At 62.6% G+C, this 17,547-nt stretch carries 17 protein-coding genes; 6 read left to right on the forward strand and 11 right to left on the reverse strand.

All coding sequences use genetic code 11. The features are described from left to right. The first annotated feature begins 181 nt into the window (after nt 1–181). Nucleotides 182–454: a hypothetical protein gene (locus GN331_RS10830; RefSeq protein ID WP_156641984.1), complete on the forward strand. Its 273-nt coding sequence runs from the start codon at nt 182–184 to the stop codon at nt 452–454. 128 nt (nt 455–582) lie between these two features. On the opposite strand, the gene GN331_RS16900 is transcribed toward GN331_RS10830, so the two are convergent. After that, nucleotides 583–705 (reverse strand): hypothetical protein, encoded by a 123-nt coding sequence (locus tag GN331_RS16900; RefSeq protein WP_269448200.1) that lies wholly within the window; start codon nt 703–705, stop codon nt 583–585. Between the two features lie 260 nt (nt 706–965). Between GN331_RS16900 and GN331_RS10835 the strand changes: the two genes are divergently transcribed. Both GN331_RS10835 and GN331_RS10840 read left to right on the forward strand, forming a co-directional pair. Further along, nucleotides 966–3,161 carry an alpha,alpha-trehalose-phosphate synthase (UDP-forming) gene (locus tag GN331_RS10835; protein ID WP_197427095.1) on the forward strand — a complete coding sequence of 732 codons (2,196 nt, stop codon included), beginning with the start codon at nt 966–968 and terminating at the stop codon, nt 3,159–3,161. A 16-nt stretch (nt 3,162–3,177) separates the two neighbouring features. After that, entirely contained in the window at nt 3,178–4,422 is a 1,245-nt protein-coding gene (locus GN331_RS10840; protein WP_156642062.1) for a putative Na+/H+ antiporter, read from the forward strand. An 84-nt stretch (nt 4,423–4,506) separates the two neighbouring features. Here GN331_RS10840 and GN331_RS10845 read toward each other — a convergent pair whose 3' ends face one another. From GN331_RS10845 to GN331_RS10890, 10 genes are all read right to left on the reverse strand, one after another. Continuing rightward, nucleotides 4,507–5,805, reverse strand: coding sequence for a DUF2254 domain-containing protein (locus GN331_RS10845; protein WP_156641986.1), 1,299 nt, complete (start codon nt 5,803–5,805; stop codon nt 4,507–4,509). Nucleotides 5,806–6,401: 596 nt separating this feature from the next. Beyond that, complete coding sequence (hisIE, locus tag GN331_RS10850; RefSeq protein WP_156641987.1) at nt 6,402–7,007, reverse strand: bifunctional phosphoribosyl-AMP cyclohydrolase/phosphoribosyl-ATP diphosphatase HisIE; 606 nt, start codon at nt 7,005–7,007, stop codon at nt 6,402–6,404. After that, the gene (gene hisF, locus GN331_RS10855) at nt 7,004–7,777 is read right to left on the reverse strand and encodes an imidazole glycerol phosphate synthase subunit HisF (RefSeq protein WP_156641988.1); all 774 of its coding nucleotides are present in this window, start codon (nt 7,775–7,777) and stop codon (nt 7,004–7,006) included. The genes hisIE and hisF overlap by 4 nt, the downstream gene beginning before the upstream one ends. Next, nucleotides 7,771–8,502 carry a 1-(5-phosphoribosyl)-5-[(5-phosphoribosylamino)methylideneamino]imidazole-4-carboxamide isomerase gene (locus tag GN331_RS10860; protein WP_156641989.1) on the reverse strand — a complete coding sequence of 244 codons (732 nt, stop codon included), beginning with the start codon at nt 8,500–8,502 and terminating at the stop codon, nt 7,771–7,773. The genes hisF and GN331_RS10860 overlap by 7 nt, the downstream gene beginning before the upstream one ends. After that, the gene (gene hisH, locus GN331_RS10865; RefSeq protein ID WP_331713445.1) at nt 8,499–9,110 is read right to left on the reverse strand and encodes an imidazole glycerol phosphate synthase subunit HisH; all 612 of its coding nucleotides are present in this window, start codon (nt 9,108–9,110) and stop codon (nt 8,499–8,501) included. The genes GN331_RS10860 and hisH overlap by 4 nt, the downstream gene beginning before the upstream one ends. Then, nucleotides 9,107–10,180: a bifunctional histidinol-phosphatase/imidazoleglycerol-phosphate dehydratase HisB gene (gene hisB / locus GN331_RS10870; RefSeq protein ID WP_156642063.1), complete on the reverse strand. Its 1,074-nt coding sequence runs from the start codon at nt 10,178–10,180 to the stop codon at nt 9,107–9,109. Before hisB ends, hisH begins: the two co-directional genes overlap by 4 nt. Further along, nucleotides 10,177–11,268, reverse strand: coding sequence for a histidinol-phosphate transaminase (gene hisC, locus GN331_RS10875; RefSeq protein ID WP_156641991.1), 1,092 nt, complete (start codon nt 11,266–11,268; stop codon nt 10,177–10,179). Before hisC ends, hisB begins: the two co-directional genes overlap by 4 nt. Beyond that, nucleotides 11,265–12,566: a histidinol dehydrogenase gene (gene hisD / locus GN331_RS10880; protein ID WP_331713454.1), complete on the reverse strand. Its 1,302-nt coding sequence runs from the start codon at nt 12,564–12,566 to the stop codon at nt 11,265–11,267. The genes hisC and hisD overlap by 4 nt, the downstream gene beginning before the upstream one ends. Beyond that, on the reverse strand, nt 12,563–13,471 hold the full coding sequence (gene hisG / locus GN331_RS10885) for an ATP phosphoribosyltransferase (RefSeq protein WP_197427102.1): 909 nt from the start codon (nt 13,469–13,471) through the stop codon (nt 12,563–12,565). The genes hisD and hisG overlap by 4 nt, the downstream gene beginning before the upstream one ends. Before the next feature lie 17 nt (nt 13,472–13,488). Then, entirely contained in the window at nt 13,489–13,812 is a 324-nt protein-coding gene (locus tag GN331_RS10890; protein ID WP_156641993.1) for a YerC/YecD family TrpR-related protein, read from the reverse strand. Nucleotides 13,813–13,855: 43 nt separating this feature from the next. Between GN331_RS10890 and GN331_RS10895 the strand changes: the two genes are divergently transcribed. From GN331_RS10895 to GN331_RS10905, 3 genes are all read left to right on the forward strand, one after another. Further along, nucleotides 13,856–13,999 carry a response regulator gene (locus GN331_RS10895; RefSeq protein WP_156641994.1) on the forward strand — a complete coding sequence of 48 codons (144 nt, stop codon included), beginning with the start codon at nt 13,856–13,858 and terminating at the stop codon, nt 13,997–13,999. A 349-nt stretch (nt 14,000–14,348) separates the two neighbouring features. Further along, complete coding sequence (locus GN331_RS10900; protein ID WP_197427097.1) at nt 14,349–15,797, forward strand: DUF1254 domain-containing protein; 1,449 nt, start codon at nt 14,349–14,351, stop codon at nt 15,795–15,797. Nucleotides 15,798–15,808: 11 nt separating this feature from the next. Further along, nucleotides 15,809–17,074 (forward strand): DUF1214 domain-containing protein, encoded by a 1,266-nt coding sequence (locus tag GN331_RS10905; RefSeq protein WP_156641995.1) that lies wholly within the window; start codon nt 15,809–15,811, stop codon nt 17,072–17,074. The last annotated feature ends 473 nt before the right edge of the window (nt 17,075–17,547 follow it).

Raw genomic sequence — 17,547 nt, forward strand, 5'->3', positions numbered from 1 at the left:
CAGGTGCCAGCTTGCTTCGCATCCTTGCCTTGCGAGCCGAACTGCAAGTAGGCCGTCAGCAAGCGGCAACCGACGGACTTGATGGACGGCGGACTCCTTCGGACAGGTGGGTCCTTGGATTCACTTTCGGAGTACGGAGTTGGCGTAACTGTTGGCGGGTCAAGAGCGCCGGGGGGAAGTCATGAATCAGTTGCACGTTCATCGCCAAAGCGACGGGCGATACATTCTGTCGCGCCGGTGGCCAATTGATGTGTTGGTTGCGCCCGCCGCGACGACGCTCTATCTGGGAACCACAGAGTGGCGTTTTGCCAACGCAAACTTGGGCGACGCGGTCGCAGAACAGATTCAAATCCAGGGATTTGCAGTCGTGGAAGGCAAGGACTTCCTTCTCGGGGGCAGAGCCTCCACGTGTTTGCGACTGATCGCGGGCGGTAGAGCGACGAGCTCGCTGTGAAAATCAAAGGGTGATATTGTCCGGCAACGCCACTCGTCCGGCGTAACGCATGACCCTCGGGCCGTGCATCGGAAGGGCCTCGGTTACGATCGAGCCCTTCTTTTTTGCCTCAGCGCCGATCGCCTTTCCTAATCACGTCGGCCCAGCTTCTCGACAAGGGCGAGCGCCAACCTGATCACCACGACGGCGACCGCGACTACGCCCAGATAGAGCGCGAGCGGGACCACGATGGTTTCCCAGAAAAAGTGCATCCGAACTCCGATCGGCGCTCTTCACCCCGCGTGCACACCTCGCGCATGCGCATGATGGAGAATACCTATAGCCGCGCCGTGAGTTCCCCGCAATCGTGAAGGACCACCAGCGCAGTTAATGCAACGTTTTCGTTCGCTCGCGCGTCCGTGCGACAGGGGAGTGTCGCGTCGCCAAAGTTTGGTCCTTAATGCTCGGATATCTTCGACTCCAGCTTCGATTTCTCCTGCCCCTTGCGGCCGCAATGGTGGTTGCGGCATACGTGGCGCTTCCGCTGATCGAAAAGCTCACGCTGCGGTGGTTCACGCGCGACATCAGCGCTCGTGCCGCGCTCGTGGCCAATGCCCTCCACGACTCGACGATCGACGCATTGGCCTCACGCGATGCGCGTCGCCTCGTGTTGCTTTTCGATCGAACGGCGCAGGACGAGCGTGTGTTCGGCATTGGGCTCTGCGGCTCGGATGGCGGAGTGTTCGCACGATCAAATGCATTTCCGGCTACGTTGTCGTGCGCGGACGCCAAGCAAACCGCTGGCCTGGGCGACCCGCGCATAACGCTTCCCGGCGGCGCGGTCCTGATCAGCCGCCACCCGCTGGCCGCTACCGAAAATTCCGAAATCGGGCTTGAGCCGACGCCGGAGTTGATCCTGCTTCACGACCTGAGTTTCATCGAACGTCGCAGCTTGGATACGCGGCGCTATCTGATCGCGTTCCTCGCAACGCTCGGTTTTGTCGTGGCGATCATTACGATGCTCGTCGCGCAAATCAGCTGGCGCGGATGGATTGCTGGGGCGCGCGCATTGCTCCGCGGCGACGTCGTCCCCGTGGGCCCCTTAGCCGTGCGACCCGAGCTGGCGCCGCTCGCCGAGGAACTGCGAGGACGGCTGCGGCAGTTGGAGGATGAGTATCGGCGCGCGAGGGGCCCGGAGACAGGCTGGACGCCTGAGCGCCTGCGGGGTTTGCTGCATTCGGAACTGCGGGGCGACGAAATCATCGTCGTCTCCAACCGCGAGCCCTACATACACGATCGCGACCAGCAGGGCGTAAGGGTTCGTCGCCCGGCCAGCGGTTTGGTAACCGCAATAGAACCGGTAATGCGGGCGTGCTCGGGAACATGGATCGCGCACGGGAGCGGAACGGCCGATCGCGACATGGTCGACCTTGATGATCGTGTCTCGGTTCCGCCGGATCATCCGATGTATTCGCTTCGCCGCATCTGGCTGACGCCGGAAGAAGAGCAGGGGTACTACTACGGTTTCGCCAACGAGGGCCTCTGGCCGTTGTGCCATGTCGCGCACGTCCGCCCGGTGTTCCGCGAATCGGACTGGGAAGCCTATCGTGCGGTCAACCAACGGTTCGCCGATGCCGTCGTCGAGGAGGCGCGTACCGAAGATCCCGTCGTGCTGGTGCAGGACTACCACTTGGCGCTCGTGCCCGCGCTGGTTCGCGAAAAGCTGCCGCAAGCCACGATCCTGACGTTTTGGCATATCCCCTGGCCGAACCCGGAATCCTTCGGCATCTGTCCGTGGCGACGCGAAATCCTGCTCGGATTGTTGGGCAGCACGATCCTGGGCTTCCACACGAAGTTCCACTGCAAGAACTTCCTCGAGACCGTCGATCGGTTCATCGAGGCCAGGATCGAGCACGAGCATTCGGTCGTGGCTGTTGCCGAGCGGGAAACTTTCATCGAAAGCTATCCCATTTCGATCGAATGGCCTCACCCCACCGAAGGAGAATGGGCATCGCCCGCTGATTGCCGGCATGCCGTCATCGGGCGCCTCGGGTTTCCCGAGCACGCCATCATCGGGCTAGGCGTGGATCGATTCGACTACACCAAGGGAATCGTAGAGCGCCTGAACGCAGTCGAGCGCATGCTGGAAAAGCATCCGAACCTCCGCGGCAGGTTCGTGTTCGTGCAAGTCGCCTCTCCGACGAGATCCACTCTCGACGAATACCGCGCTTTCCAGCAGCAGGTCGAGCGTATCGCCTCCAGGATCAACGCGCGCTTCGGTTCCGGGTGTTATCAGCCGGTCGTATTGCTTGCCGAACACCACGACCATGGACAGTTGATCGAGCTCTACCGTGCCGCGGACATTTGCGTCGTCACCAGCCTCCACGATGGGATGAACCTGGTATGCAAAGAGTTCGTTGCATCCCGGGATGACGAGCAGGGCGTTCTGGTGCTGAGCCGGTTCGCTGGCGCTGCGCGCGAGATGCACGAGGCGTTGATCGTCAATCCCTACCATGTCGAGGAAACCGCCGATGCGATTTATCGAGCGGCGAGGATGTCGTCCGGTGAGCAACGCGAACGAATGATCAGCCTTCGGCATACGGTGCGCGACTTCAATGTATTTCGATGGGCGGGGCGGATGCTCAGCGACGCTGCGCGGTGGCGCCTTCGCGCCCGCGTGGAAGAGCGCGTCCGGAAGCATGGCCTGCCCGAATTCGACGGGCGCTGATGCGCAACCCTTGACCATGCAGCCAACGTCGATCGAACTCGCGGCCGCCGTAATATTCGGACTCGCCGTCCTTCACACGTTCGCGGCGAAACGCTTCGAGCGCCTCGCGCATCGAATTCCCAACCATGCAGGGGTCTTCCATCTTCTCGGAGAAGTGGAAGTCGTTTTCGGTTTCTGGGCGATCGTACTCATCACCGTCATGGCCACACTGGTCGGGCCGATCGAAGCGACAAGCTATGTCGAGTCGCGCGACTACACCGAACCGCTGTTCGTGTTCGCGATTATGGTGGTGGCGGGCTCCAAACCCATTCTGCACGTGGTGAGAACGATCGTGCATGCGATCGCCGATCGGCTGTCGTTGCGGTCCGGCGTGTCCACGACCTGGCTGGCGCTTGCCGCCGTGCCTTTGCTGGGCTCTTTGATCACGGAACCGGCGGCAATGACGATCGCGGCATTGATGCTTGGCCCCGTCGCGTTTCGCAGCGACGTACCCGAGATGCCGAAGTACCTCGCGCTCGGCGCCTTGTTCGTCAACGTCTCCATCGGCGGGACGTTGAGCGCTTACGCGGCCCCACCGATCCTGATGGTCGCCAAGACGTGGGACTGGGACACCGGATTCATGCTGGCGAACTTCGGGTGGAAGGCCTCACTTGCTGTGATCGTCAACGCCACATTCGCGACCGTGACCCTGAGTAAGCATCTCCCGGACCGCATCAGCCGCGACGACGACAAACTACCTGTGTCTGTCATCGTCGTGCATGTGTGCCTACTCGCGGGCATCGTGGTGAGCGCCCACCACGCGGTTGTCTTCATCGGGTTGCTGTTGCTGTTCCTGGGCTTCGCGCAGGCGTACGACCGATTCCAGAGCCCCCTTATCCTTCGGGAGGCTCTCCTGGTCGGCTTTTTTCTTGCCGGACTGGTCGTCTTGGGAGGCCTGCAACGATGGTGGCTGCAGCCGACCATCGCCGGGCTAGACGACGTATCGCTTTTCCTGGGCGCGCTCGGACTCACCGCGATCACCGACAACGCGGCGCTGACGTACCTAGGCTCAATTTCCGGAATCGTGGGCGACACCCGGTATTGGTTGGTCGCAGGTGCGGTAGCGGGCGGCGGCCTAACGGTCATTGCGAACGCGCCCAATCCTGCAGGGGCATCGCTTTTGAAAAAGGGGTTTTCCGACGAAACGATCAGTGCCAGCGGATTGCTTGCCGGTGCGTTGGTACCGACAGGGTCGGCGGCACTCGCATTCGCGATGCTTTGAAACCGCTGCACAACGAAGAAAACAGCGCTCAGTTAGTAATCATGTAGTTCATTAAGCGATCGCGCACCTCCACGCACGCATTCTTCAGCCGCTCGAGCGAAGTTCTTGGAGAATCGCATCCGTCGATCTGACAAGGCGGTTGAACTCATGGGACTCCTCGACGTGCCGTTGCACCGTCTCTTGCAGCCGCTCCCCGTGGACGCGTAGCGCGCGCAATCGTTCGGGGACACCGGTCTTTGTACGCAACGCACAGAGCGCCCAGCACAATCTCTCCAAAATGGCGACGTTGTAGCGCGCTGCGTACCGAATCTGGTCAAACGCTTCGTCGAGCAGGTCTTCATAAAGTGGGTGACGCGCGTCCACCCATGGCACGTCCTCCTGAGCACAGCCCTCGTACCGAAGTTCGCGCGATGCGAGGCGAGCGAGGATCGCCGTGAGCGTGTCGATGCACATGACAGCCGTTGTAGTGTCATTGATACCAGGAGATAGCGCCTTCAACGCCACGTCGACCACCTGACGTATCCCGAATCCCACGTCTTGCTCGAGGCTTCGCTGCGCACCAATAGCTAAGCAATCGTCAGCAGCCACGAATTTCGGTGCTGATAATTCAGAAACTGACAAAAGCAGGTCATCTTCGAGCACGTATTGGCCAATTCGCGGGTGCACGTAGAACCGGACGTTGTGTTCGCGTGCATTGGCTCGCAGGCGCGGGTAGTCGATGAACTGAACATAGCCTGGTGCGCTCGCGCGGAGCACGTCGTGCCACTGCATACCTGTCGAGCTTGAGTCTCGGATGCTGCACACTCCGGCATTCTCCGGAAACAAGCGGTCGGCAACTGCGCAAGTTTCCCCGCGGACAGCATCAAGGATCTGGGATGCCTGAATTGATCGCGCAATGTGGTGGATGAAGAACACCAGAACACCGATTCCTCCGAAGCCGAGTAGTAATCCAAGAAGAACGGCTACCGAGGGCACGAACGCGTCCTCGCCGGTTCCATAGATCGACCTGAGGACTACCAAACAGTAAGCGAAAATGCCAAGAAACGTCCCCAGGACGGACTGGTTTGTGCGATCGCGCATGAAGTTGCGCAGCACGCGGGAGCTGTATTGGCTCGATGCCAGAGATAGCGCTACCAGCGTGATTGAGAATACGGTGCCGGCGACGGTAATCATCGACCCCGCAATGGCTGTGAGTAAGCTACGCGATGCGCTTGGCCCGGCGCCGAACATCCTGGGCCACGCTTCGAGCGCGCCGGAAGCAACAAACCTTGCGTCGGCCTCGATGGCCGCGAACGCGAGGAGCGTGGCGCCGGCCACGATCGCTCCTGGAAGGAACCAGAAGGTCTCACGCAAGTGACACCAGTAGCGAGCCAGGCGTCCCATGCTGCGTCAGGGGCCTCCAAAGTCGGCCGTTGTTCGATTAGGACGTGTCCGCAGTTAGCGTGTACCGAGCAGAGCTGCACGACAGATGCTCAAAATCAGCGAACGGTGGGACGGCTGGACCTTTGATCGCAAGCTCTCCGGCCGTGCGACCAAAGACAGTTTCATGCGCCGATAGTCTCAGAACTTCGATGAAAGCATCGCGCTCGCGCCCGGCTAGCTGTCACTTTCAGCGCTAGATCCGCTCAAGGTCTGTGTGTCCAAAGACTAGTTGCGAACGCGATTGCGCTATTCTGCGGGACCATGCATTCGCCAAGAAGCTCGGCAGCGACGCGGTGCCCCGCTGACCGGCGGTAGGAGCGGGGCCTGATATTTTGGTGGTCTGGCTGTTGAAATCTCGCCTCCTTACAGGCGCACGGCCGCCTCGCGCCGATTTTGCGCGAGTCCGGAGTGTCCGCTTCTGGCCGAAAGCGGACATTCGACTCAACGGTTGCTCTCCCACATCTACTCCGCCATCTATTCAATCGTGCGGCTGCGCGTAACGCACGGTTCTGTCCGCGATTTTTGAATCGGGCACGATCTTCTGTGGCAGGGATCGGTCAAGCAGATGTCGGGGGTCGGGCAAGGCGTCGCGCGGCGAGCATCGCCTCGACGTCCCCCAAGCCAAGACCCCGCGCACGCAACAGCACCAGCAGGTGGAACAGCAGGTCGGCGGCTTCACGGATCAACGCCTGGTCGTCTTGCGCGACCGCCGCCAACGCCGTCTCAACGGCCTCCTCGCCCACCTTCTGCGCTATGCGACGCACGCCATCGTCGAACAGCCGCGTTGTATAGCTACCGGCTGGGCGCCCTCGCTCGCGCGTAAGGATCAGTGCATCGAGCGAAGCGAGCGGATTCTCCGCAGATCCCGCGAAGCAACTCGTTGAGCCGGTATGGCAAGTCGGACCCTGCGGGCGCGCGAGAACCAGGACCGAATCGTGGTCGCAATCCACGGAAAGCGAAACGAGCTCCAGCCTATGACCCGAGCTTTCCCCCTTCGTCCACAGGCGCTGCCGGCTGCGGCTAAAAAACGTCACTCGGCCGGTGGCACGCGTCGCGTCGATGGAGGCCGCGTCCATGTAGCCGAGCATGAGCACGCGTAACGTATCTGCGTCCTGCACGATCGCGGGCACCAAGCCCCCCTGTTTGTCGAAGTCGAGATTCATACGAGGCGCACCGGGATGCCTGCCTGGTTCAAGTCGCGCTTGAGATCCGGAATCGCAATCGCGCCGGAGTGGAACACGCTGGCGGCGAGCGCCGCATCCACATCGGCGTGGCGAAACGCATCGATGAAGTGCTCCACGCGGCCGGCGCCACCCGACGCAACCAGCGGTACGCGACAAAGCGCGCGAGCGGCGCTCAGCTGTGCAAGGTCGTAACCATCGCAGCTGCCGTCGCTGCCGATGCAATTCAGCACAATCTCGCCGGCTCCCCGGTCCTGCACTTCGTGCATCCACGCCAGTGTGGAGCGCCCCGGGGAACGCATTGCCGCCGGATCGCCCGAATGGCTGCGCACACGCCATTCGCCGTCGGGCTCGCGCGTGCTGTCGATGCCAACCACGACGCATTGCACGCCAAAGGCTGCGGACAGTTCGTCGATCAGCGCGGGGCGTTCCAGCGCAGGCGTGTTGATCGAAATCTTGTCTGCGCCGGCCTGCAGCACAGCGCGCGCGGTGGCGACATCCCGCACGCCACCCGCCACACAGAATGGAATATCGAGCTCGCGTCCGATGCGCTCGACCCAGTCGATCGACACGCTGCGTCCCTCGGGACTGGCGCCGATGTCGTAGAAGACGAGTTCGTCCGCGCCAGCATCGCGGTAGCGACGCGCGAGTTCGACGACATCGCCCACATCGATGTGGTCGCGGAAGCGCACGCCCTTCACTACGCGACCATCGCGCACGTCGAGGCACGGGATGATGCGACGGCTCAGCATGCCAGCGCTTCCGACAGCGAGAGGTGCCCATCGAGGAGGGCGCGGCCGAGGATTGCGCCCGCGCAGCCAGTGGTCCGGGCCGCCCGCACATCGGCTACGTCGCGAACGCCGCCGGAAACCTGGATGGCGACCTCCGGCGCGCAGCGTCGCAAGGCAGTGTAGAGCGCGGGATCGATGCCGCTGAGCATGCCGTCGCGAGCGACATCCGTGCAAAGCAAATGCCGCAGGCCGTGGTCGCGATGGAACACGAGCAGGCCGAGCGCGTCTGCGCTGGCATTGCGCGTCCATCCGCGGATCGCCGGCAGCCAGCGGCCCTGGTCGACGCGGACATCGAGCGCGACGACGATCCGTTCGGCGCCGAAGTCTTCGATCCATTGGGCGACGAGCGCGGGGTTCTCGGCCGCAAGCGATCCAATCACCACGCGCGTCGCCCCGGCATCGAGCAGGGACGCGATGTCCTCGCGCGTGCGCACACCACCCCCGGTCTGCACCTGCAGGCGACCCTCGTCCGCGATCCGGCGCAAGAGCGGTGCCAATGTGTAGCCGCCAGCGCGAGCGGCGTCGAGGTCGACCAGATGCAACCACGTCGCCCCCGCATCCGCGAAGCGCATCGCGCACGCATGCGGGTCCGGGTCGTAACGTGTCTCCTGCGCGTAGTCGCCCTGGCGCAGGCGCACGACGCAACCGTCGCGCACGTCGATGGCCGGATAACAGGTGAAGCTCATGCCGCCTCCCGATTCGCATTGGCGCGCGCCAGGAAGTTGCGCAGGATGGACGCGCCCACTGCGGCAGACCGCTCCGGGTGGAATTGCGTGCCCCAGATCGAACCCCGCCGCACGACGGCGGCGAACGAGGTGCCGTGTGTTGCGGTCGCAATGCAGGCGTCCGTCACCGGCGCCGCATACCCGTGGACAAAATATGCACGTGCTCCCGGCGCGACCCCGGCCAGGATCGGGTCCGCGCAGCGCACGTCCAACTCATTCCATCCGATGTGTGGCACCCGGATGCCCGCCGACGGCGGCAAGGGCCGCACGACCCCTGGCAGCAGGCCCAGGCATTCGGTGTCCTGCTCCTCCGACGCCTCGAACAACAATTGCATTCCGAGACAGATGCCCAGCATGGGGCGATCCATGGCTCGCAGGACTGTCGTGAATCCACGCTCCCGCAACAGGCGCATCGCAGGACCCGCGGCGCCCACGCCGGGCACGATCGTCGCGCTCGCATCGCGCAACTCCCCTGCGTCCCGCACGATCCGCACGCTTGCGCCAAGCCGTTCGAGTGCGTTGCGCACCGACCCCAGATTGGCCCCGCCCGCATCGATCAACGCGATCACAGCGCCCCCTTCGTGCTGGGTAATGTGCGATCCACGCACTGCAGTGCCTGCCGCAGCGCGCGGCCGACGCATTTGAAGCACGCCTCGATCTTGTGGTGATCGTTGTCGCCCCGCACCTGCAGATGCAGGTTTAGTCCGGCGGCCTCGCATAGCGAACGGAAGAAGTGCGGCACCAGTTCGGTCGGCAGGTCGCCGACCTGAGCGCGCGCGAACGCGCCCTCGAACACGAACACCGGACGGCCCGACCAATCCAGTGCGGCGGTCGCCAAGGCTTCATCCATCGGCAGCGTGAAGCCATAGCGGGCAATGCCCCGCTTGTCGCCGATCGCCTCGCGCAAGGCCTGGCCGAGCGCGAGGGCGCAATCTTCGACCGTGTGGTGCTCGTCGATCTGCAAGTCGCCCGCGCAGCGAAGCGTCAAGGCAAAACCGCCGTGCTTGCCGAGCTGCTCCAGCATGTGGTCGAAGAAACCGAGCCCTGTCTGGACCCTGGGATCGCGTGCGTTGTCGAGATCGACCTCCACCACGAGTTGCGTCTCTTTGGTTTCGCGCACCACGCGCGCGGTGCGAGGTCCGGCGAGCAACGCGTCGGCCACGGACGTCCAGGTCGCGTCGCCGCCGAATTGGGGCGTGCGGAGTTGGAACCCGCGTATCGACAGGTTGCGTGCGAACGCCAGGTCGGTCTCGCGGTCGCCGACCATTGCCGAACGCGCCCAATCGATGGTCCGGTCCTTCATCAGCGGCAGGACGAGGCCGATATTGGGCTTGCGCGTCGGCAGGTTGTCCGCCGGTAAACTGCAGTCGATGAGAATGTCGCGGAACACGATGCCCTGGCTTTCGAGCACTTGCAGCACCAGGCGCTGCGGACCCTCGAACGCGGCTTCCGGGAACGTCGCGGTTCCGAGGCCATCCTGGTTGGTGACCATCACGAAGGCATAGCCCGAATCGCGCATGCGCAGCATCGCGGGGATGCAATCGCGTACGAAGCGCACCTTGTCGAGGCGGTCCACCTGGAAGTCGGCGGGTTCCTCGATCAGGGTGCCATCTCGGTCAATGAACAAGATAGGCGTCATGGCACGGTTCCCCGCAGCGCGTCGAGCATGCGGATATTGTCGTGCGGCGCGCCCACCGTAATGCGCAACGCGTCGTGCAGCGCCGGCATCGCGCGCATGTCGCGCACGATGACGCCGGCGCCACACAGCCGACGCCAGGCACTGTCGGCATCATCGAACCGCACCAAGAAGAAGTTCGCCTGCGATGGATAAACGCGGCGGATACCGGGCAGCATGCGCAGGGATTCGCGAAGTCGCTCGCGCGCCAGTTTGGTTTCGGTAATGCGCGAGGCCGTCGCCGCCAATGCGGCCGGTGACAATGCATCGATCGCGACGGCGGCGCTGATGGCTGGGATCGGATACGGCGCCTGGCAGCGGCGAAGTGCCGCGACGACCCCCGGATCGGCGATTGCGCAACCGATACGGGCGCCGGCAAGCGCATGCGCCTTCGACAAGGTACGCAGGACGACCAGGTTGCGCAGTGTCGCAACATCGCGTGTCAGCCACGGCGCGTCCGCGAACTCGACGTAGGCTTCGTCGATCACCACCAGCGCGCGTGCGTCCAGGAGTCGTGCCAGCGCGGTGACGCCGTCCCGCGGGATCACGCCGCCCGCCGGATTGCCGGGTGAGCACAGGAACACGACCTTGGCACCGAGCGCGATGGCCGCATGTCCGACGGCATCGAGGTCGACACGGTAATCGTCGCCATCGTCGAACAGGGGTGCCTCCACCACACGCGCACCATGCAACCTGGCCGACACGGCGTACATGCCAAACACCGGCGGCGTCACGACGACAGCGTCGCGGCCTGGCGTGCAGAATGCACGCACCAGCAGGTCGATGGACTCGTCGCTGCCGCGACTGACGAGCACTTGCGTCGAATCGCATCCGTACAAGCGGGCGAGGGCATCGACAAGCCTTTCAGGCTGCGGCGACGGATAGCGGTGCAGCGCACCTGACGGATCGATGAAGCTTGCTGTGCAGGCTTCGTTCGCGTTGAGCCACACCTCGCCCTGCACCGTGTCGATTCGCGCGGACCGATAGCCGACGAAATCGCGTAAGTCTTCACGCAGCAGCGCCACGGGATCGCTGGATCGGAACACGTTCATGCGCATTCCAGCCGTACGTCGATGGCGCGCGCGTGCGCTTCCAAGCCCTCGGCACGTGCCAGCGTCGTCGCCGTCGCGCCGATCATGGCCAGTCCCGCGCGATCTGCAGTCTGCACGCTGATCGCAACCTGGAAGCTGCCGACTGACAATCCGCTGACGGCGCGCGCGGCGCCGCCGGTCGGCAGCACGTGGTTGGTGCCGCTGCAATAGTCGCCGATGGCCTCGGGCGCAAAACCGCCCAGGAACACCGAGCCGGCGGCACAGACACGCGGGAGCCAGTCACGCGGTGCATCGACGGCGAGGATCAGGTGCTCCGGCGCATACGTGTTGCTCACGTCGAATGCATCGACCAATGCCGGGACGAGGATCGCCCGCGATTGCGCCAGTGCGGCGGCCGCAATGTCACGTCGCGGCAACGTCGCAAGTTGCGCGTCCAATGCCGCTTCGACCGCATCGATCAGCGCGGCATCGTCGCTCAGCAGGATCACTTGGGAATCGGGACCGTGCTCGGCCTGCGACAAGAGGTCGGCCGCGACGAAGCGCGCATCTGCGTTGCCATCGGCGATGACCAGGACTTCTGAAGGACCAGCCGGCATATCGATCGCCGGCCCGTCGCCCGCCATCGTGACCTGGCGCTTGGCTTCGGTCACGAAGGCATTGCCGGGCCCGAACAACTTGTTGCACCGCGGGATCGACGCCGTTCCGAACGCCATCGCCGCGATCGCCTGGGCACCGCCGACCTTGAACACACGCGCGATCCCGCATCGTCGCGCGGCAACCAGTACGAGTGGATCCGCGCTGCCGTCGGCGCGAGGCGGAGTGCACAGCACGACGTCCGGGCACGCGGCGAGCAACGCCGGAATCCCGAGCATCAAGACCGTGGAGGGCAGCGGCGCGCTGCCCGCCGGCGCATAGAGGCCGACGCGGCCGATTGGACGCAGTATGCGTTCACAGCGCACGCCAGGCGCCGTGTCGAGCGCGTAGGGTTGCGCCATGCCCAGGCGGTGGAAGGCTTCGATTCGCGATGCAGCATCATCGAGCGCCGCGCGCACGGCACCGGAGACGGTCGCGTCTGCCGCATCAAACTCTGCCTTGGTCACTAGGAGCGAGCCGAGGTCGGCGCCATCGAGCCGTTGTGTCAGCGCTTTCAGCGCCGCATCGCCATGCAGGCGCACCTGCTCGACGATGTCCTGCACCGAGGCACGCACACTCGCGGACACCGCTTGTGCGGGTCGGCGCAACGCGCCGGCCCGCGCGCTCGCACCAAGCGATGCCCATTCCAGTCTCGTCCACCTCACGCCAGCATCCTCTCGACGGGCAGGACCAAGAGCGCATCGGCGCCCGCGCGCTTGAGGTCCTCGAGACGCTGCCAAGTCACAGTGCCACGACACACCGCCTGCAATGCGACGCGGTCGGTGCCGTCGACCTGCATCACCGTCGGCCGCTCCGCATCAGGCAGCAGCGCCATCAGCGCGGGGACGTTGGCCGAGTCTGTCTGGAACATCAAAAGCTTGCTGTCACGCAACCCCAGCACCGCATCGAGGCGGCGCAGGAACAACCCGGCGATCTCCGCGCGTGCGTCGCCAAACGGTGCGACGGGCCCGGCGAGTACCGCTTCGCTGTCGAGGACTATGTCTGTTGCGCGGAGTTGATTGGCGGCCAGTGTCGCGCCGCTCGACACGATGTCGCAGATAAGATCGGCTGTCCCCAGGCGCGGTGCGATCTCGACGGAACCAGACAGCGTCACCACGTCGGCGGCGATGCCGCGCTCCTTGAGCCACTGTGATACCAGCGCGGGGTAACTCGTCGCGATGCGCAAGCCATCGAGCGCGGCCGCCTGCGAGTCGCTCCATGCCTGGGGAACCGCAAGCGCGAGCCGGCATGCGCCGAACCCGAGCCCGCGCCATTCGCGGAACGGGGGGACCTCTCCCGTTCCATAGCCGCTCGCGCGTTCGAGCAATACATTGCGCCCCACGATGCCGAGATCACACGTGCCTTCGGCGAGCAGACCGGGGATGTCGTCGTCACGGACGAGCAGCAGATCAATCGGCGTCGAGTCGCCGTGGCAAAATAGACGGTCGCGGCTTTCCCGCCATGACAAGCCGCAGGACGACAGCAGTGCGCGCGCCGGCTCGGCGAGGCGACCGGACTTCTGGATGGCAATGCGCACGCGTTCGCGCATCGCCCCGGATGGGGCGGACAGAGGCATGGCGGGGACCTTCAATGCGAGGCGGCGTGGCGACGTTTGCGGCGCATGGCGGCGTGGTAGCCGCCGGCGCCGTGCTCGAGCGTGCGCGCGACGCGGCCGACGGTGGTCACGCTCACGCGGGTGCGCTCGTGGATCTCGCGATAAGGAACGCCCTCGATGAGGAGGGGGACGACCTTCCAGCGATCGGCCATCGATTCCAGTTCGGCAGGCGTGCACAGGTCGAGCAGGAATGCGCGCACATCCTCCGGCTTCTGCAGGGCGGCCAACGCAGTCGCCAGCCCGTCGAGGGCGGCTTCGGCTTCGGCTTCCGGCAGGGGATCGGGGCGTTGTTTCATTGCATTAATGTAATAGCGAGCTAATACATTAGACCGAGAAAGGGTGACTCGTCAACACGACGTCGGCATCCTACTGACCGGCTACGGACAGCAACACGATGAAGCCGAATCACGCGCCGCGGGCTTCCATCATCACTTGGTGAAACCGGTCGACGTCTATCGCATTGCGGCCTTGCTCGTAGAGTGACCCTGGCATTAGCTTCGGCCGGACACGGCCGCTGAGTGACCGCTTCCGACCCAAAGCGGACATTCGACCGATTTGAGCAACATTGAATCACCGCCTCAGGCCGGCAGTAGAACTACTGAGCTTGCTTCAGTAGGTTGTACGTTGTTCGCACCCCTTCGCGTCTCTAGGCTGGTTCTTCCCTCGCGGAGCGCGCGAGCATTGGCCGAGATCCAGCCACGGTCTGCGCCAATCATGCGATCGCCGGGGCGGAGGAGCCGTGCCCGGCGGCGCGACGATCACGGAAGCACACGTGCGGCTGGTTGCGCGTGATGCGTTCTTCTGACTTGGCCCCTGCATGAGGCGAAAGGTAATGGCAACGAAAACTGACTCGTTGAAAGTAGCGACCTCACCGGCGATCAGCACCGAAGTATGTCCATCGCGGAATTGGTCACGCGCGATGCCACCGGGACCGGACGCAAGCGTGAAGATTACGGAAGAGTACGCAAAGCTTGTCGCTCGGGACGTTTATTTCTGGGCCTGGCCCATGGTCAACATTTACAACCGGCGGCTCTTGTTTTCGACGATCAAAGAACAGCGGTATTTGGGCACGTCGCCTCAGGCACCCGTTAACAAGTTCACGATGCTGACAGACTATGCCTCGGCCGAACAACGGAATGTCGCTTGTTCGAACCAGGACGTGGTCTACGGAATTGGTGCGTTAGGACTCGAGATCGAACCGGTGGTGATTCAAGTGCCCGACTTCGGAGATCGCTTTTGGGTCTACCAGATCGTCGATCTGCGCACGGACAGCTTCGTCCAACTTGGCAAGATGTATAACACGACGCCGGGCTTCTATTTGCTCGTCGGTCCCGATTGGCAGGGCGAAACACCGAAAGGGATCGCGCACGTTTTTCGTTCGTCGACCAACACGGGAATCGTAGGCCCGCGGATTGCGCAAAGCGATGACCCGGCGGACAAGAAAGCGGTACAAGAGCCGCTAAAGCAGGTGGTGATGTACCCGCTCTCTGAATACGACGGGAAGTTTAAGAGCATTGATTGGAGCAAACTGCCGCGTGCGCCGTCCAAGACCACGAGTTCGGGCGAGACGAAATGGGTAAAGCCGGAAACCTTTTTTGACGTGCTTCCGGCCGTTCTCGCCGACGGCGCTCCGCTCCCGGGTGAAGAGGCTCGGTACGCACAGGTGCTCGCCGTGTTGGAAGCTGCCGCGCAAAACCCCGCGCTGAAGGAAGCCATGACGCAGGCCGTGGTCGAAGTTCAAGAGAAGATCGTAGATCCGCTTTTGGAGTTCCGAAATTACGGCCAGCAGCTTCCCTACAACTGGAGCACCATCTCGAACGAATCCGCGTTCGGAACCGACTACTTCACACGCACGGCGGTGGCGAAGTCCAATATTCTCGTCAATTCGCCAAATGAGACGAAGTACTATTATCAGGACCTTGATGCAAAAGGCAGCCGGCTCAACGGGGCTAACCGCTATACAGTCACGTTCGCCAAAGACCAAACACCACCCGCTCATGGTTTTTGGTCGCTGACGATGTATGACGACACGCACTTTTTCGTTCCGAACGAGATCGCCAGGTACTCGGTCGGCACCAAGAACACAGACTTGAAGTTCGATTCCGATGGCTCGCTGACCATCTATGTTCAGCCGGACGCGCCGTCTGATGCGAAGCAGCGCACGAACTGGCTCCCGTCGCCCAAAGACGCAGATTTCACGCTTTACATACGCGCGTACTGGCCAAAGACTCCGGTGCTCGACGGCTCGTGGACCCCGCCGCCCGTGGAGAGGAGTAAATAAGGAGAGCAGCAATGAATACAGAAACGGCACCGGCGATCGGAGAACAAGAGATCAGCGACAGCTACATTTATTTGCTCGGACGTTTGGCGATCACGCGGCAGCAGCAGTTGGATTTTCAGTCAGGCTTCAAGTGGAACGAACTCGTGCACCAGACACCTGGTGGGGTGGATTGGCCGAACCCCAACCTGGATGTGGCGTATTCCGAGGCATGGGTGGCGGTGGATGAAAACTGTTACTTGCTTGTCACCGTGCCGAAGATCGAAGGACGCTACTTCACCGTGCAGTTCATGAATGGTTGGGGTGAAACGCTCGCCAACATCAACGCGCGAATATTCTCCGACAAACCGCACGGCCAGTTCGCGGTCTGCTATGCGGGAAGCAATGTTTCGATCCCTGATGGCGTCCAGCGCATTGACGTCCCGGTCAAGTATTCTCGCGTGCTCCTACGCGTCGAACTCGGCGCAAATTGGGATGACGCGGTCGAACTCCAGAAACAGTTCAAGTTCGAAGCGATCGGCACACCGAAGCAACTGCCGGAAATTCCCAAGACGGTGATGTTTGATATTGAGAAACCTCCGACCGTCGAAGCATTCGACTTTGCGAGGCTCGCCCTTGATACCGAGGCGGACATTAATCCTGGCATGGAAACGGTCGCGGCCAACGCGCGGACCATCGCCGAAGCGGTGAAGGACCCGGCAGAACGCGCCCGTGTAGAAAAGATTATCCGTGATCGCGGGCTTAAAGATTATGCCAAGGGCGCGCACTTTTTGGGGCACGGGACAATGAAAAACCATTGGGTCCGCCCGAAGATATGCGGCAAGTATGAAGACGATTGGTTGGCGCGGACGTGCATCAGCATGGGCGGTATCTGGGCGAACACGCTTCACGAGGTGTTGTACTACAAGGGCCGCGAAGACAGCAACGGAGAGGTCCTCAACAGCGACAACCACTACACGCTGACGTTTCCCAAGAACGATCTCCCTTCGAAGTACGCGAAATACTTCTGGTCGGCGATCGCCGTGGACGCCAAGCACATGCGTGTGCTGCCGAATCCGCAGAACCGATTCCTGCTTAATAACCAATCAGATCTTGTTTACGGCAAAGACGGATCGTTGACGCTGCACTTTGCCCCCGAGAAGCCCGCGGATGTTAACGACGGAAACTGGTTGCCAACGCTCGGAGGCTTGATCTACTCGATAACTTTCCGATTCTACGGCCCACGCGGCGGCGTTGCGGACGGAAGTTACTATCCGCCAGCGATTCAGAAGGTGAATTAGAAAAGAAGAAAGACATGGGCAACGCAAGCAGAAAACATGAGCCGCGCCGTTTCCGGTAACAGAAGAAAATTTCAGCCAAGCCGGGAGCGATCTGTATTTCGGTAACTAGATAAAGGCGGGCGTACCCGCGCACGGGCAGCCCCCGAGGCACGGTCACGGTCGTCATCTTCACAACCTATGCGCCAGATCGTTGCGGCCGTTAGCCACACTTGTTGCCCATCTTCAGCCAGGTATTTAGATCCGTCGGAACGTCCGCTTCTGGCCGAAGGCTGCCACTTGCCACCGGGTGACCGCTTTCGACCCAAAGCGGACATTCGGTATCTTGGCTCTACGATGTGCACGAAAGCCTTTGGCGGGACGACGATGTCGCAGGCGGACTTCAGATATTTGAACGTGCCAGCTTTGCTTGATGGCAATGCATGGACAGCGACGGCTGACGGCCTTGTCGAGGACACGGAATGGAGGCGACGACT

The organism is Noviluteimonas gilva (assembly GCF_009740395.1).
GTDB lineage: Bacteria > Pseudomonadota > Gammaproteobacteria > Xanthomonadales > Xanthomonadaceae > Noviluteimonas > Noviluteimonas gilva.